Annotated in this window: 15 protein-coding genes; 3 read left to right on the top strand and 12 right to left on the bottom strand. The window is 57.6% G+C overall.

Going from position 1 to position 16,407, the window contains the following annotated elements:
• Positions 1-27 precede the first annotated feature (27 nt).
• The 12 genes from ACN0VD_RS04655 to ACN0VD_RS04600 form a co-directional block, all read right to left on the bottom strand.
• A complete protein-coding gene (locus ACN0VD_RS04655) occupies positions 28-498 on the bottom strand; it encodes a YtoQ family protein (RefSeq protein ID WP_417592119.1) in 471 nt (156 codons plus the stop codon).
• A 123-nt stretch (positions 499-621) separates the two neighbouring features.
• Complete coding sequence (locus ACN0VD_RS04650) at positions 622-1,920, bottom strand: MFS transporter (protein WP_417592117.1); 1,299 nt, start codon at positions 1,918-1,920, stop codon at positions 622-624.
• Between the two features lie 17 nt (positions 1,921-1,937).
• The gene (locus ACN0VD_RS04645) at positions 1,938-3,500 is read right to left on the bottom strand and encodes a peptide chain release factor 3 (RefSeq protein WP_417592115.1); all 1,563 of its coding nucleotides are present in this window, start codon (positions 3,498-3,500) and stop codon (positions 1,938-1,940) included.
• 98 nt (positions 3,501-3,598) lie between these two features.
• A complete protein-coding gene (pheT, locus tag ACN0VD_RS04640) occupies positions 3,599-6,049 on the bottom strand; it encodes a phenylalanine--tRNA ligase subunit beta (protein ID WP_417592113.1) in 2,451 nt (816 codons plus the stop codon).
• Positions 6,046-7,164, bottom strand: a complete 1,119-nt coding sequence (gene pheS / locus ACN0VD_RS04635; protein ID WP_417592111.1) for a phenylalanine--tRNA ligase subunit alpha — start codon at positions 7,162-7,164, stop codon at positions 6,046-6,048. The genes pheT and pheS overlap by 4 nt, the downstream gene beginning before the upstream one ends.
• Positions 7,165-7,270: 106 nt before the next feature.
• Positions 7,271-7,633 (bottom strand): 50S ribosomal protein L20, encoded by a 363-nt coding sequence (rplT, locus tag ACN0VD_RS04630; RefSeq protein ID WP_417592109.1) that lies wholly within the window; start codon positions 7,631-7,633, stop codon positions 7,271-7,273.
• 39 nt (positions 7,634-7,672) lie between these two features.
• Entirely contained in the window at positions 7,673-7,876 is a 204-nt protein-coding gene (rpmI, locus tag ACN0VD_RS04625; RefSeq protein ID WP_159646979.1) for a 50S ribosomal protein L35, read from the bottom strand.
• A 521-nt stretch (positions 7,877-8,397) separates the two neighbouring features.
• Positions 8,398-9,177, bottom strand: coding sequence for a histidinol-phosphatase (gene hisN / locus ACN0VD_RS04620; protein WP_417592107.1), 780 nt, complete (start codon positions 9,175-9,177; stop codon positions 8,398-8,400).
• Positions 9,178-9,194: 17 nt separating this feature from the next.
• Positions 9,195-9,668 (bottom strand): DUF2269 family protein, encoded by a 474-nt coding sequence (locus ACN0VD_RS04615; RefSeq protein WP_417592105.1) that lies wholly within the window; start codon positions 9,666-9,668, stop codon positions 9,195-9,197.
• A complete protein-coding gene (locus ACN0VD_RS04610; protein ID WP_417592103.1) occupies positions 9,665-10,954 on the bottom strand; it encodes an SDR family oxidoreductase in 1,290 nt (429 codons plus the stop codon). The genes ACN0VD_RS04615 and ACN0VD_RS04610 overlap by 4 nt, the downstream gene beginning before the upstream one ends.
• A 92-nt stretch (positions 10,955-11,046) precedes the next feature.
• On the bottom strand, positions 11,047-11,454 hold the full coding sequence (locus ACN0VD_RS04605) for a hypothetical protein (RefSeq protein WP_417592101.1): 408 nt from the start codon (positions 11,452-11,454) through the stop codon (positions 11,047-11,049).
• A gap of 34 nt (positions 11,455-11,488) precedes the next feature.
• The gene (locus ACN0VD_RS04600) at positions 11,489-12,424 is read right to left on the bottom strand and encodes a ribose-phosphate pyrophosphokinase (protein ID WP_417592099.1); all 936 of its coding nucleotides are present in this window, start codon (positions 12,422-12,424) and stop codon (positions 11,489-11,491) included.
• 153 nt (positions 12,425-12,577) lie between these two features.
• On the opposite strand from ACN0VD_RS04600, the gene ACN0VD_RS04595 reads away from it, so the two are divergent.
• The 3 genes from ACN0VD_RS04595 (at position 12,578) to ACN0VD_RS04585 (ending at position 16,381) form a co-directional block, all read left to right on the top strand.
• Complete coding sequence (locus ACN0VD_RS04595) at positions 12,578-14,233, top strand: NAD+ synthase (RefSeq protein ID WP_417592097.1); 1,656 nt, start codon at positions 12,578-12,580, stop codon at positions 14,231-14,233.
• Positions 14,230-15,567 (top strand): glutamate--tRNA ligase, encoded by a 1,338-nt coding sequence (gltX, locus tag ACN0VD_RS04590; protein WP_417592095.1) that lies wholly within the window; start codon positions 14,230-14,232, stop codon positions 15,565-15,567. The genes ACN0VD_RS04595 and gltX overlap by 4 nt, the downstream gene beginning before the upstream one ends.
• A gap of 151 nt (positions 15,568-15,718) precedes the next feature.
• Entirely contained in the window at positions 15,719-16,381 is a 663-nt protein-coding gene (locus tag ACN0VD_RS04585; RefSeq protein WP_417592093.1) for a TonB family protein, read from the top strand.
• Positions 16,382-16,407: the final 26 nt, after the last annotated feature.

The raw sequence follows: 16,407 nt of genomic DNA, 5'->3' as shown, positions 1-16,407 counted from the left end.
CATGCACCTGCTGCTCCGCCGACTCGGCTAGTCAGTATATCCAGCCAGTGTCCCATTTATCACATAATCCAGAATCTCTAGGATTTGGGCTGGCGTTTCGGCCACAGCCAGCGCTGCGGCATCAATCTCTTTGAGCGGATGAACGATATCTGGCCCGTGATTGATGATCAGGGGTTTGCCCAACGCAGAGGCATAGCCGGCATCAAAGGCAGCGTTCCATTGTTTGTATTTGTCGCCGAAGCGCACGACGACAATGTCGGCCTTTTTGATCAAGGTAGAGGTACGAATCGCGTTAATCTGCGCACCTTTGCGATCGTGCCAGAATTTGTTGTCTTCACTACCCAATATGGCGACGCCGCAATCATCGGACGCGGGATGATCGGTGACCGGTGCAGTAAATCGCACTGGGAGCCCTTTGTTCTCCGCGCCATCGGCAATTTCTTTACGCCAATCGGTGTGGATTTCACCTGACAGATAGACGGACCAGATATTCTGCATATTATTTCTTTCTCTTATCGCTGCTTATGAGCGACGGCTTTATTTCGGGATTCTCTCTTTTTCTGATAACCGATATCCAGGGTGGATGTCCCCAACATTTTCAGACAAATAGGCGCATGTCCATCACGCCTGAACCTCGTCCAACCCCCAAGCCGCCCATATCGCCAGCCCGCTCATCCCCGCCATGATCGCCAGCACAACCTCCCCGCCAAACCAGTTCGCGACCAGACTGAAAACGCCGCCCGCCAGCAACAGCAATCCGATGATCGTATTCGACAGCGCGGTATAAGCGGCGCGGCTGTCCTTGTCGGCCATGTCGACGAGATGCGTTGACCGGCCGAGGCGTACGCCCTGATAGGCGATCATCAGGCCGAACAGCAGGACCGGCAATATATAGCCGCCGCTCAGCGTCCCTGCGAAGGCGAGCCAGCTGGTCACGGCCAATATGATCGCCGCGACCATTGCCGAGAAGACCAGCACCTTGCGGCTGGACCGGTCGGACAGGCGGCCCCAGACGAAGCTGCTGCACAGGCTGGCCATCGCCGAGGCGAGGACCAGAAAGCCGAGCTTGTCATAGCCTTCCCCGGCCTGGCTGCCGACGGCAATCATGAACGGCGGCGCCAATGCGGTGGCGGTCAATAATCCACGTGTCAGGATGAAGCGGACGAGCTGTGGATCATCGCGCAAATAGGCGAAATTTTTATAGGCTTCCTTCAGCGCGGATTTGCCGCCTTCGGTCGCTCCGGGCTCTTCTTTCAAGCTGGCGAACAACAGGGCGCTCAATAGCCATGCCATGCCGGCCAGAAACAGGCCGCCGGTGACCAGCAGCATCCGGTCGACGAGATTGGACGATAGAGCGAGCGCATAGATAATCACGCTGACCGACGCGATAGAGCCGGCCAGACCGGTCGCGGTGCCGCGCCGGGACTTGTCGATGGTTTTGCCAAGCACGTCCTTGTAGCAGACCGAGCATATGCTACGGGCCAGTGCCAATATCGCCAGCGCGATCACAATGGCCCAGCCGGCGGCCGCGCCGGTCATGGTGATCGCGACCACCCCGATCGCGGCGGCTCCCAGGCCTTGCACCAGTGATCCGACCGCCCATGCCCACTTCCGCCGTTGTAATTTCCGCAAATATCCGGCGGTCAGAAGCTGCGGCAGCAAGGCGCCTGCTTCCCTGACCGGGACGAGCAGCCCGATCAGCGCTACCGGCGCGCCCAGCGATGTCATCAGCCAGCTGAGCACCAGCTTCGGGTCGATCAGCCCGTCGGCGCTTTTGGTCAGCGCCAGCGAGCCGACATGTTTGAAGAAATTGCCCGGTTCCTGATTGCAGGCGCTTTCCGGGATATCGGCGCAAACACGGCCTTCGTCGTCGATGGTGATCGCCTGAAAGGCTTTTTGGGTCGTGGTTCTGCTGGCCATGACCGGGATTTACCGGATTAGCGTTCGCGTGTCGCGCTGAACTTTAGGTCAGGATTGCGCTCTTCCTGATAGCCGACATCCCAGGCCGATTTGGCCAGAAACACGAGATTGTCATCGCGGTCCCGGGCGAGGCTGGACTGGTTGATATTGGCAAAGGCGTTCAGGGTCGCGTCGTCGCCGCTGATCCAGCGGGCGGTTTCGAACGGGGCCTGTTCCAGAAAGGCGTCGACCTTATATTCGGCCTGCAGGCGGGATACCAGAACCTCGAGCTGCAATTGCCCGACCACGCCGATGATCCAGTTGGCACCCAGTTCGGGATAGAAAACCTGCACGACGCCTTCTTCGCTGAGATCGTCCAAAGCTTTGCGGAGCTGTTTGGTTTTCGTCGGATCGCGCAGGATCACGCGGCGGAGGATTTCAGGCGCAAAATTCGGCAGGCCGGTGATCCGCACCTGGTTCTTTTCCGACAAGGTGTCGCCAACCCGCAAGGTGCCGTGATTGGGGATACCGATGATATCGCCCGGTTCCGCGGTGTCGGCAATTTCGCGATCCTGCGCGAAAAACAGGATTGGCGAGTGAATCGCAATCGGCTTGCCCAGCCCGGACGGCGTTAGCTTCATACCGCGTTTGAACTCGCCGGAGCAAAGCCGCATGAAGGCAATCCGGTCGCGGTGCTGCGGGTCCATATTGGCCTGAATCTTGAAAATGAAGCCGGTGACATCGTCGCTCTCCGGATCGATCGGAGCCGGTTCGGCCGGTTGCGGGCGCGGCGAGGGCGCGTAATCGGCAATCGCCTCGATCAGCTCCTCGACGCCGAACTGCTTGAGCGCCGAACCAAAGAAAACCGGCGTCAGATCGCCGTTCTGATAAGCCTCTAGGTCAAAGCTGCTATAACCACCCTGCGCCAGTTCCCCTTCGCTGGTCAGTCGCTCGAGCGCGCCTTCGCTCAGAACTTCGGCCAGTTTTGGATCGTCGAGGCCGGTGAATTGCTGGGTCACACCGTCATATATTTTGCTGTCGCCGGTTGGCTGGTGCAGCTGGTTTTTGACCAGATCATAGACGCCTTCAAACTGCCCGCCCATGCCGGTCGGCCAGCTCATCGGACAGACGTCCAGCGCCAGCTTGTCGGCGACCTCGTCGAGCAGTTCGAACGGGTCGCGGCCTTCGCGGTCGACCTTGTTGACGAAGGTGATGATCGGCACGTTGCGCAGCCGGCAGACCTCGAACAGTTTCAATGTCTGTGCCTCGATACCCGATGCAGCATCGATCACCATGATCGCGCTGTCGACGGCGGTCAGGGTGCGATAGGTATCCTCGGAAAAATCCTCATGGCCCGGCGTGTCGAGCAGGTTGAAGACAATGCCGTTGCGCTCGAAGGTCATGACGCTGGATGTCACCGAAATCCCGCGCTGCTGCTCGATCTTCATCCAGTCCGACCGCGCCCGCCGGTTATCGCCCCGCGCCTTGACCTCGCCCGCCAGATGGATAGCGCCGCCTTTCAGCAACAGCTTCTCGGTCAGCGTCGTCTTACCCGCATCGGGGTGAGAGATAATCGCGAATGTGCGGCGTGCTTTGGTCATATTAATATCTAACTCTCGTCATGCTGAACTTGTTTCAGCATCTCCATGTACTCGCTTGTCTCGAAAGATCCTGAAACAAGTTCAGGATGACGAATATTCTATCCTCTCAATTCAGCACCCAATTTAGCCGCATTCGCCACAACCTTGTCCGAAAGTGCCTTCAAATCCTCTTCGGTCAGAGTCGCGTCGGTCGGCTGCAAGGTCACTTCCACCGCCAGCGATTTCTTGCCTTCGCCGACGCTCGGTCCCTCGAACAGATCGAAAATCCGCGCATCGGTGATCAGCTTCTTGTCCGCGCCCTTGACCGCGCGCACCAGATCGCCCGCCGGCAAATCCGCATCGACGATGAAGGCGAAATCGCGGGTCACCGCCTGCAACGCCGGTGGCGCAAAGGCTTCGCGCATATGGCCGGATTTCTTCTTCAGCGGGATTGCATCGAGGAATATCTCGGCGGCAACGGCAGTGCCTTTGAAGCCCATCGCCTTGGTCGTTGAGGGGTGGAGTACGCCATAAGCCGCCAAAATCTTCTTCGGCCCGAGGCGCAACGTGCCCGACTGGCCGGGATGATAATGATCGCCTGCCTCGCCGAAATCCATCAGCTTGTCGGTCGGTGCGCCGGCGGCGTTCAGTATCGCGAGCACTTCGGCTTTGGCATCATAAGCGTCGAATTTCGTCGCGCCGCCGCTCTGCCAGCGGCGGGGGCGGTTTTCGCCCGCCAGAACCAGGCCGATGGTCGGATGCTCGCTGCTTTCCAGATAGCGGCGACCCACTTCGAACAGGCGGATCGACGTTGCGCCGCGCGCTGCGTTGCGCTGGGCGGCCGCGATCAGGCCGGGCAGCAGCGATGGGCGCATGACCTTGAGGTCTTCGCTGATCGGATTGGCCAGTGACCAGGTTCCGCCACCGAAAGGCGCCGCTTCCTTCTCGGAAATGAAGCTCCAGTTGACGACTTCGTTGAGACCGTTTGCCGCCGCTGCGCGTCGTGCTTTGCGTTCGGCCAGCTGTTGCGGCGAGGCGGTCGGTTTGGCCACGCCCGGCTTGCGGGGAAGCGGGGTCGATGGAACCTTGTCCAGTCCCTCTATCCGGATCACTTCCTCGACCAGATCCTGCCAGCCGGTGACGTCACGACGCCATGTCGGCACGGTGACGGTCCATGTTCCCCGGCGAAGGCCGGGGTCCATCTCCCGCTCGTTATTCTTGGCGCTATCAGGAGATGGATCCCCGCCTTCGCGGGGATACAATATCTCGAAACCGAGCGATTCGAGAATGGACTTTTGCCGGTCCGCAGCCACATCCAGCCCGCCCAGCGAAGCGCATTGACGCGGATCATAGATAATAGTGCGCTGGTCCGTCGGCGCTTCACCGGTGCGGGTGATTTCACTCGCCGTGCCACCGCACAGTTCCTGCACCAGCGCTGTAGCAATAGCGATCCCCTCTTCAAGGAACGCGGGATCGACGCCGCGCTCGAACCGTTGCCGGGCATCGCTGGTCAGCATCAGCTTCTGCCCCGTGCGGGCGATATGGGCGGGATCGAAATAGGCGCATTCGATCAGTACATCGGTGGTGTTCCCGTCGGTGCCATTGGCCGCACCGCCCATGATGCCGCCGATACCATGCGCGCCCGTCTGGTCGGCGATCACGGTCATGGTCTCGTCGAGTATATATTCCTTATCGTTGAGCGCGACCAGCGTTTCACCGTCCTGCGCTTTGCGCGCAACCAGTCCGCCCTTCAGCTTGGCGACGTCATAGACGTGCAGCGGGCGGCCCTGATCCAGCGTAACATAATTGGTGATATCAACCAGCGCCGAGATCGGTTTCTGGCCAGCCGACTTCAGCCGGGCCTGCATCCAGTCCGGCGACGCGCCATTGGTCACGCCGCTGACGGTGCAGCCGTAAAATGCGGGACAGCCTTCCGGATCGTCAATCGCGATATCTGGGCCTGCGCCGTTGCGGGCGATGTTGGCGATGTCCATCGGCTTCAGCGTGCCGAGGCCGGCGGCGGCGAGATCGCGCGCTATGCCGCGTACGCCCATGCAATCCTGACGGTTGGGCGTGATCGCGACGTCGATGACCGGATCATCCAGCTTGGCATAGTCAGCATAGCTGGTGCCAACTTCACTGGCCGCACTTTCCGGCAATTCGATAATACCGTCATGATCCTCGCCCAGTTCCAGCTCGCGTGCGCTGCACATCATGCCGAAGCTCTCGACATCCCGGATTTTCGCGGGCTTCAAGGTGAAATCGCTGCCCGGAATATAGGTGCCCGGAGGGCCGAACACGCCGACCATATCCTTGCGTGCATTCGGCGCGCCGCAGACGACTTGCCAGGGCTCGTCGCTGCCATCATCCACTTTCAACAATTGCAGCTTGTCGGCATTGGGATGCGGTCCGGCTTCGATGACCCGGGCCACGCGGAACGGGCGCAAAGCGTCGGCGGGGTTTTCAATCCCTTCCACTTCGAGGCCGATATCGGTCAGCTTTTCGGTAATTTCGGTGAGGCTTGCATCGGTTTCGAGATGGGCCTTGAGCCAGCTTAAAGAAAATTTCATGCGCCAACTCCTCCGCTCAATGTCGGTACGTCGAGCGCGTCAAAGCCATAATGGTCGGCCCAGCGCAGGTCGCCGTCGAAAAAGGCGCGCAGGTCGTCCATGCCGTATTTCAGCATCGCCAGACGGTCGATACCGCAGCCAAAGGCAAAGCCCTGCCAGACATCGGGATCCAGTCCGCAATTGCGGATGACATTGGGGTGGACCATGCCGCTGCCGAGAATTTCCATCCAGCCACCATTGTCGCCGCGTGGGTCGCCGCCAATAATCCGGCGGCCCTTTTCGACCGAGAATCCGACATCGACTTCGGCGCTGGGTTCGGTGAACGGGAAATAGCTCGGGCGCAGGCGCAATTCGATATCGTCCCGCTCGAAGAAAGCGCGGACAAAGGTTTCCAGCGTCCATTTCAGATGGCCCATGTGGATGCCCTTGTCGATCACCAGCCCTTCGACCTGATGGAACATCGGCGTATGGGTCGCGTCGCTGTCGCTGCGATAGGTGCGGCCCGGCGCTATGATATGGATTGGCTGGCCCGCTCCATCGGTCTTCTTCGCAATATCCATCATCGTGCGGATTTGCACCGGCGATGTATGGGTGCGCAGCAGCTTTGGCATCCCGTCTTCGTCGGTTTGCGGGAAATAGAATGTATCGTGCATAGCACGCGCCGGGTGGGTGTCCGGGATGTTGAGTGCGGTGAAATTGTGCCAGTCGTCCTCGATCTCCGGGCCGGTAGCGACCGAGAATCCGAGGTCGGCGAATATCTCTGCGAGTTCGTCCATTACCTGGCTGACAGGATGGATGCTGCCTTTGGGGGCGGATGGTGGCGGCAATGTCAGGTCGAGCTTTTCGGTGGCAAGCTTCGCGTCCAGCGCCGCGGTCTCCATCGCCTCCTTGCGGGCGGCCAGCGCATCGGCAACAGCCTGCCGCGCGCCATTGATCTTTGGCCCCTGTTGCTGTCGTTCTTCCGGCGTCATCTTGCCCAGGGTTTTCAGCAACAGCGAAATCTCACCCTTCTTGCCCAACGCAGCCACGCGGATTGCTTCCAGCGCGTCGCCGTCGGCAGCCGTCCCAATCTGCTCCAGATATTTGTCCCTGACCGCTTCGATGTCGCTCATCATATTATCCCGTTTTCTTGTGCCGCCCGTCTAGCAAGCCTCACGAAAAACCCAATAAAAAAGCGCCGCGAGATTGCTCCCCGGCGCTTCTTTGAAATTATGAAAATGCTTAGGCCTTGGCCAGAGCATCCTGCGCCTGTTTGATGATACTGCTAAACATAGCAGGTTCATTCATCGCCAGATCGGCCATGACTTTACGGTCCAGTTCGATACCGGCCAGCTTGGTGCCGTGGATGAACGTGCCATAGGTCATGCCTTCGGCGCGCACTGCAGCGTTGATACGCTGGATCCAGATTGCGCGGAAAGCCCGCTTCTTAACCTTGCGGTCGCGATACGCATATTGGCCGGCTTTTTCGACAGCCTGCCGCGCAACGCGGATCGTATTTTTGCGACGGCCATAATAGCCCTTCGCCTGTACCAATAATCTTTTATGCTTTGTACGAGTGGTCGTACCCCGTTTTACACGTGCCATATTCTATATCCTGTAAGTTTGAATGTCGCTGCGGCAGGATTAACCCAGGCCGTATGGCGCCCATTTCTTGACTGTCCGTGCATCCGCATCACACAATTTCTTGGTGCCGCGCTGCTGGCGGATATATTTGCTGTTATGGCTCATCAAACGGTGGCGTTTGCCGGCTACGCCGTGCTTTACCTTGCCGTTCGCGGTGATTTTGAAGCGTTTCTTCACACCACTTTTGGTCTTCAACTTGGGCATTTTGGTCTCCTCTAGAAGTTACCGTTACGGACACTTGTGGCAGCCCAACACTGGCCAGAGCGTCACTTCGGAAGAGGCGCATTAGCAGGATTCGGCTCGAAAGCAAGGATATTAGTGCATTTCCCCATACCATTCTTTTTCCGAACCCAAGCCGCATGGATGCCGACTAGAACAGGTGAGCTCCTGATCAATTATGCCTTGGACTTCCTTGGTTTTTGAACAGTCTTTGGTAGAACCGTTGGATAGGATAATTCCAGGTAAAGGAGCTTGCTCCCGAACTACTCTTAAGTTCTTTCGTAGATCGCTATCAGACAGAGTTTCTGCTAATTCGGAAGCTTCCCACCGCCAAACTATATCATGATCGGACACGGTCACGAATATCAAGGGGGTCGAGTGGTATCCAGCAGGGCTTGGTTTGTCCCACCCAGCCTTACTCAAATCGCAGATTTGCATTCGTTCTGAAATTTGATCACCGCACGACATCAATAGTCCGCAGGCTATAAAAATTCCAGAAAGGGAGTTCAATGATGGCAAGCAATCGCCTCCAGCACATCATCGACCCTAGCATGGTCCCCGATCGCCAGGACATGGCCATCTGATTCCGCGTGGAGCGGTTCGCCGTTCCAGTCGCACATCATCCCGCCGGCGCCATCGACAATCGGGGCGAGGGCGGCGAAATCATGGAGCTTCAGGCCCGCTTCGCAAACCACATCGACATGGCCGCTGGCGACCAGGCCGTAATTATAGCAATCGCCGCCATAGATGATCTTGCGCGTCGCCACCTTGCCGGCGAGACCCATGAAATGGTCTGCGTCATGCTCGTCAAAAAGATGGGGAGAGGTGGTGGCGAGAACGGCGTCCTTGAGTTCCCGGCAGCGCGCAGATTTGGCCGGCTGGCCGTTGAACAGGGTTGGGCGTCCGACCACGCCGACCCATCGCTCTCGCGCAATCGGCTGATCGATGATGCCGATCAGCGGAAAACCCTCCTGCATCAGCGCGATCAGGGTGCCGAATATAGGGCGCCCGGCGATGAAACTGGTGGTTCCGTCAATCGGATCGAGCACCCATTGTCGAGAAGCACCTTCATTTCGCGTGCCATATTCCTCGCCGATAATGCCGTCATCCGGCCTTTCGGTTTCGATGATCGTCCGCATAGCCGCTTCAGCGGCGCGATCTGCCTCGGTAACAAAGGTCGAATCGCTCTTTGCTTCCTGATCAAATTTGGCGCGAAAGAAAGGGCGGATGGCTTCGCCAGCAGCTTCTGCAAGCTTTTGCGCGAGATCGATATCTTTGGGTGTCATTATCAGTTTCCTTAAAATCAAAAAGCACTTTTGGCGAGCATCAACCAGACAATGACCAAGATGGCGGTAAAGGCGGGAATGCCAAGCGCGAACCAGACCCTGTAAAGCCGGTAATATTCTGGTGGCAAGGCAGAGCGCGCCTGAACGGCTTGCCGGGCCAGGTTTCGCAGGCGAAGCTGTATCCAGACGACAGGAAGCCAGCATAACCCAATGAAAATATAAAGCGCGAGTGACCAGATGATCCAGGGCGTGTTGATTGGCCAACCGATCAGAACGGCCAGCCAGAATCCAGTAATCGGTTGAACGATCACTGCCAGAGCGGTGAACAGGAGGTCTGCAACCACCACGGTTTGGGCAACATGGGCAATAAGTGTCGGATCATCGGTGCGATGAGCCATCAGCATGAAAAATGCGATTCCCGCACCAGTACCGATCAGAACTGTGGCGCCAATGATATGCAGCCATTGCAAGAACAAGATAATCCCGGTCACCGTTTGTCCAGTACAATCAGGCAGGTAAAGGACAGACCCATCGCGGCCAATGCCTTGGTTAGCGGCGCCAGAGGATCAAGCCAGAGCTCGGGGGTGAATAGCGTACCGCCAATCAGATAGGCGGCAGACAGCAGGATGGTTCCAACGAGCGCGAAACGGACATATCTACGAAACAGCAGGCCAAGGCCAAGCATCAGGTCGCCCAATGCACCACCGATAACCAGAAATTCGGCAGTCTGACGCGAGAGACGTGAGCTGGCCAGCAGTGATGCCGCTTCCTCGACCTTGATCAGGCCCAATATCCCGGAACCCAGCCACAACAGAGCGAGTACCGACAGAAATAACGGCAGGAGAAGCATCAACCGGGCATGGATGCGATCCTGTTTGCCGGCAGGATTGTCTATCAAAAACCGGTCGAGAGCCAAGGCGGGGCGACCCAGTATTTCGCGCGTTTGGTCAACGTTGCCAACGATCCCGCCGGCCAAAGAATGGATCGCATTGCTTCGCAACGGCGAGCGCCAGCCCAACCACCCCAGTGCGTCCGAAACAGCTGCGGCCAGCTTCACAAGCCACATTGGCACATGGATATGTCGTGGAGCTAACGCAATGCCCAGCCATTGGCGATGACGGGCTATAATATAATCAAGCGTCCGGGATTTCGATTCCACCAGATCGTAGGAGCCTGCATATTTTTCCGGCGCGGTGACGGCGTGTAATACGGCTTCGATCACGTCCGACAGAGCAATCGACTGGACCCTGCCAAATTTCGGAAATCCTATTGTGATACCGGGCAAGGCGGCGACCATCCTGATCAGCTCTGTTCCACCATAGCTGTTGCGTCCGATTACCAGTCCGGGGCGCAAGACGGTCGTTGTCAGTGATGATTTCAGCAAATATCGGTCAGCGTGAGCCTTGCTTTGCATGAAATTATCCGTGGCCTGATCAGAAGCGCCGCACGCAGAAATCTGTATGAATTGAGCGGTCCCGGAAGCTTCGCAGGCTACAGCCAGCGCAATGATCGCATCCGCTTGTGTGACGGTCACGTTGTTCCCGGGACTGGATTGCAGCACACCGCTCGCGTTGATCACGACATCGATATTGCGGAGAATTGGAGACCAGCTTTCCGGCGTGCAATATTGACTCAGATCGCCCCTATGCCATGCGATCTCGGGAAGAATCGACCGACCATAGGAGGTATTGCGTCCGAAACCTGTGACGCGATGGCCTGCGACGGAAAGCGCATGGGCGATGGCGCTACCAATGAAGCCATAGGCCCCCAGTATCAATATTGATCGCGACGGCTTGTCCAATGGATATCAGTTAATCAGTCTGATTGCCGGGGCCTGGTCGGCTGGCAGGATGGTGAGATCTGTGTGGATCATGACTCATCGATCCTCGTCGGGATAGGGCGCCAGGCCCATAGATATAAGATCAACCCGGTGATAATGAACAGGGCGCAGCCGGACAGCATCCAAGCATTGGCGTACCAATATTCACCCCAGGAAAACTCCCCTGCCATGATTTTCTTCCATCCGTTAAAATGCTGCATCCCGGCGACGACCAGTCCCAGCACAGCAAGGGTCGATGCGATCCATCGGTTTAACCAGTGTCGGGGATTCGCGAGCAGGAGAAGGCCCAGCAGTCCGATCACCGTCCTTTGTGCCCGGCAATAGGGGCAGACATAGACCCAATCCGCCCATTCGGTAATCCAAGCAAACAGTGAGATTAAAATCGCCAGTATTGCGATGTGAATGCGATATTTCAGCAGAAGTTCAAAACTGGGCATTGTCATCTCCCGATATTGGAATTCCCGGTCGTGACTAGTCCCACAGACTACTCACTGAGCTTTCATCCGCGATCCGCCGGATCGCTTCTCCGAGCAGGGGAGCAATGGGCAAAATGCGGATTCTATCGGAATCGAGGGCCGATTGTGGAGCGCGGATGGTGTCAGTGATGATCAACTTGCGCAGCGACGAAGCGTTGACTCGTTCCACCGCTTTGCCGGAGAGAACGCCGTGGGTGATATAGGCCGCGACGTCGGTTGCGCCCGCGGCGATCAGCGCATCGGCGGCGTTGCAGAGCGTGCCGGCGCTGTCGGCGATATCGTCGATCATCACACAGAAGCGGCCCTTGACATCCCCGATGATGTTCATGACTTCGGAGACTCCGGCTTGCTCGCGGCGTTTGTCGACGATCGCGAGCGGCGCATTGTCGAGCCGCTTTGCCAGTGCCCGGGCGCGGACCACGCCGCCGACATCGGGTGAGACAACCATGATATTCTTGTCGCTATGGCGTTTGATAATGTCCTGGCTGATCACCGGGGCGCCATAGAGATTATCGGTCGGAATATCGAAAAAGCCCTGAATCTGACCGGCATGAAGATCAACCGTCAATACGCGGTCAGCGCCGGCTTCGGTAATGAGGTTGGCAACCAGTTTGGCAGATATCGGTGTACGTGGTCCCGGTTTCCGATCTTGCCGGGCATAACCGAAATAGGGAATAACTGCTGTTATGCGTTTGGCCGAAGCGCGGCGCAGGGCATCGATGCTGATCAGCAGTTCCATCAGATTATCATTGGCCGGATGGCTGGTCGACTGGACGACAAAGACATCCTCGCCGCGGACATTTTCGTGGATTTCTATGAAAATCTCGTCATCGGCAAAACGCTTCACACTTGCATCGGTGAGCGGAATATTCAGATATTCGGCAATTTCGGTAGCAAGCGGTAGATTACTGTTGCCCGACATGAGTTTCATAGCAGATTTCCCTGATCCAGCGGGCCGCCAGAATCGCCAGCGGCACCTTATGACAATTTCGTGACCCTGTTAGACAGATGGCGGAGGAATCAAAAGTCCGTATTTCCGTTAATTTCGATTGCTCCGCACTGTGGCCCTTCCTATCAGGGCGTGATGACGGAAAAGCTTATCATCACTATGGCCCAATTGACCCAGAGCGTTGGCGATTTGCGTGGCAATGCCGATGCGATGATCGCGGCGCGTGACGCGCGGTCGGAAAGCGACCTGATCGTATTCCCGGAATTGCAGTTGATCGGTTATCCGCCGGAAGATCTGGTGCTCAAGCCGGCGGTTTGGGAGCGGGCCGAGGCGGAGCTCAACCGGTTGGCGGCGGCGACTGCAGGGCCCGGGCCGGCGATGCTGGTCGGTTCGGTGTTTCGCGAGGGCGACAAGCTTTACAACGGCATCGCGCTGCTGGCAGGTGGTCATGTCCGGGATATTCGCTACAAGGTTGAATTGCCCAATTATGGTACGTTCGACGAAAAGCGGCTCTTCACCGCCGGGCCCTTGCCGGAGCCGATTGATTTCAAGGGCTGCAAGATCGGCCTGCCGATCTGCGAGGATGTCTGGTTCCCGACGGTTTGTGAACATCTGAAATCGCAAGGAGCGGAATTGTTCATTTCGGTGCACGGTAGCCCGTACGAGATCGAGAAGGATGACAAGCGTCTGGGGCAGGTGGCGACGCAGAGGGTCAGGGAGACAGGACTGCCGCTGCTGTTTCTTAATCGGGTTGGCGGGCAGGACGAGATCGTTTTCGATGGCGCCAGCTTTGTACTTAATGGTGATGCAAGCTTGATGCATCAGCTGCCCGACTGGGACGAGACGATAGTCGATACGCACTGGACGCGGGAAAATGCTACCTGGACTTGCGCGCCGGGCGATATCCATCCGCTGGATGACCATCCGGCCGATATCTATAACGCAATGATTGTTGGTCTGCGTGATTATGTGAACCGCAATCGCTTCCCCGGGGTGTTGCTCGGACTTTCGGGCGGGATCGACAGCGCCCTGTCCGCCGCGGTCGCAGTCGATGCGCTGGGTGCGGACCGGGTGTGGAATGTGATGATGCCTTCACGGTTCACGTCACAGGAGAGTCTGGATGATGCCGCGGACTGTGCCAGAATGCTGGGGACCAGGCTGGACACTATTCCGATCAATCCGGCGGTTGAAGCCTTTGATGCGATGCTCGAAGACAGTTTTTCCGACCGCAATGTCGATATCACCGAAGAGAACATCCAGTCGCGAATTCGCGGGGTGACCTTGATGGCGCTATCGAACAAGTTCGGTCATATGCTGCTGACCACAGGCAACAAGAGCGAGATGAGCGTCGGCTATGCCACTATCTATGGGGATATGGCAGGTGGCTATTCGGTACTGAAAGACGCCTATAAACTGACAGTTTTCAAGCTCTCTTCATGGCGCAATCACAACAAGCCAAGCCTGGGTCTTGGCCCGGATGGACCGGTTATGCCGGAAACGGTGATCACCAAACCACCGAGCGCGGAATTGCGCGAGGATCAGAAAGACAGTGACAGCCTGCCGGACTACGAGATTCTCGATCCGCTATTGCACGGCCTGATCGAGGAAGAATTGTCGGTCAACGATCTGGTTGGGCGTGGTTTCGACCGGGAAACAGTGGTGCGGATAGAGCGGCTGCTCTATATCGCCGAATATAAACGCCGACAGGCCCCCCCGGGCGTCAAGCTTGGCACCAGAAATTTCGGCCGCGACCGACGCTATCCGATAACCAACGCATTCAGGACTGTATGACCATAAAAACCCGCTTTGCTCCGTCTCCCACGGGGCACCTTCATGTCGGCAATATCCGCACCGCGCTCCACAACTGGATGTTCGCGAAGAAAGAGGGCGGCACATTTCTGCTGCGTCTCGACGATACCGATGCCGAGCGGTCGAAGGAAGAATATGTCGAGGCGATCCGGGCCGATCTGGCATGGCTTGGTCTGGCGGCGGACGAAGAGCAAAGACAGTCGGCACGTTTTGACCGTTATCAAGAGCAGTTCGCGCGGCTGAAGGCCGATGGACGGGTTTATCCCGCCTATGAGACCGCGCAGGAACTGGATCTCAAGCGCAAGATCCAGCTCGGTCGCGGAAAACCGCCAATCTATGATCGCGCGGCGCTCGATCTGACAGCGGAACAGATTGCGGCCTATGAAGCCGAAGGGCGCAAGCCCCACTGGCGCTTCAAGCTGGATCACGAGAAACCCATCACCTGGACCGACCTGATCAGGGGCGACCAGAATTTCGATCCGGCTCTGCTGTCCGATCCCGTCATCCTTCGCGAAGACGGTAGCTGGCTCTATATGTTGCCCTCGGCAATCGACGATATCGAGATGGCAATCACCCATGTCGTGCGCGGTGAAGACCATGTTGCCAATACGGCGGTGCAGATTCAGATGTTCCACGCGCTGGGCGCAAAGCCGCCCGAATTTGCGCATGAAGCATTGCTCGTCGGCACCGAGGGCAAACTCTCCAAGCGACTGGGTTCGCTTGGTGTCAGCAGCTTTCGGGAGAAGAATATCGAACCGCAGGCAATTGTCGCGCTGCTCGCCCGGATCGGGACAAGCGATCCGGTGGAACCGATTGCCGATGTGCAGCAGCTGATTTCCAGTTTCGACTTTGCCCGCTTTGGCCGCGCACCGGCGCGCTTTGATGACGAAGAATTGGCCCAGCTCAACCAGAAGATTGTGCATCTGCTCGATTATGCGGATGTGAAGGATCGGCTGCCGGAAACCATGACTGCCGAGGCGTGGGCGGTGATCCGTCCGAACCTGCACGATATGGGCGATGTTGACCAATGGTGGCAGGTGGTGACAGGGCCGGTTTCCATGCCCGCATTTTCGCCTGAAGACCGTGAATTTCTGGCGATCGCGCACGGCAAACTGGAAGAATTGGAAGCATCTTCTGATCTCTGGAAGGATCTGACGGGCGCGCTCAAGGAGGCGACGGGACGCAAGGGCAAGCCGTTGTTCATGCCGCTGCGCCAAGCGCTGACCGGACTCGACCATGGTCCGGATATGAACGCCTTGCTTCCCTTGATCGGTCGGGAAGCCGCGCTCGCTAGACTGGCCGCGGCTGCCGCCTAACCACCTCTATAAAAACAATTTTTCATCCTTGAAGTGCCGCGTTTGCAATATTTAATGTTATAGTATAACATAACAATTGGTGATGCGACCAGATAGTCAAACAGGCACCGGCCGCTCCGCCATTGTTGAGGATGGATGAGAGGATAGGATCATGAGCTATGTTTCCGTTTACGAGAACAGGACACCTCGTTCGAAAGGCGTGGCGATGGCGGTTGCCGTTCACGCGCTGATCATTGCCGGCGCGATGGCGATGCCCGAAATCGTGGTGCCCGAGAAACTCAAGGGGACTATCAACGCCTTTTCGGTGAAAGTTCAAAAGCAACCCGAACCCGTGATCGAAAAGAAGAAGCCCGAGATTGCAATAGGGCCGCCAACAAAGCAGACGCTGCCTGAACGACCAACCAATATTGATCGTCCTGACCCGTTTGTTTCGGTGAACAACTATGGGAATATCGACATCAGGGGCGGATCGGGCGGTCTCGGCGACGAATTTCGCATCGATCCGATAAAAATTGCGCCCGATCCTGTCATCGTCGATGCGCGGCTAAACCCCCGTTACGCCGAGAATTTTCAGCCCCGTTACCCGGCAGGCCTATTGCGGCGGGAACAGGAGGGCGAGGTGAGCGTCCGGGTGCTGGTCGGCACCGACGGCCGGGTGAAGGACATTCAATTGCTCGAATCGCCCCATGAAGATTTCTGGAACGCTACGCGCAAACAGGCATTGGCCAAGTGGCGTTTCACGGCAGCGACCAGGGACGGCAAGCTGATCGAAAGCTGGATGACGCTGAAAGTCCGCTTTGAAATCAATGGCTGACCGCTTCGCCGGATGCCCGGTCCCAA

Source organism: Parasphingorhabdus sp., from assembly GCF_048267785.1.
GTDB lineage: Bacteria > Pseudomonadota > Alphaproteobacteria > Sphingomonadales > Sphingomonadaceae > Parasphingorhabdus.
This window is presented reverse-complemented; position numbering and strand designations above follow the sequence as displayed.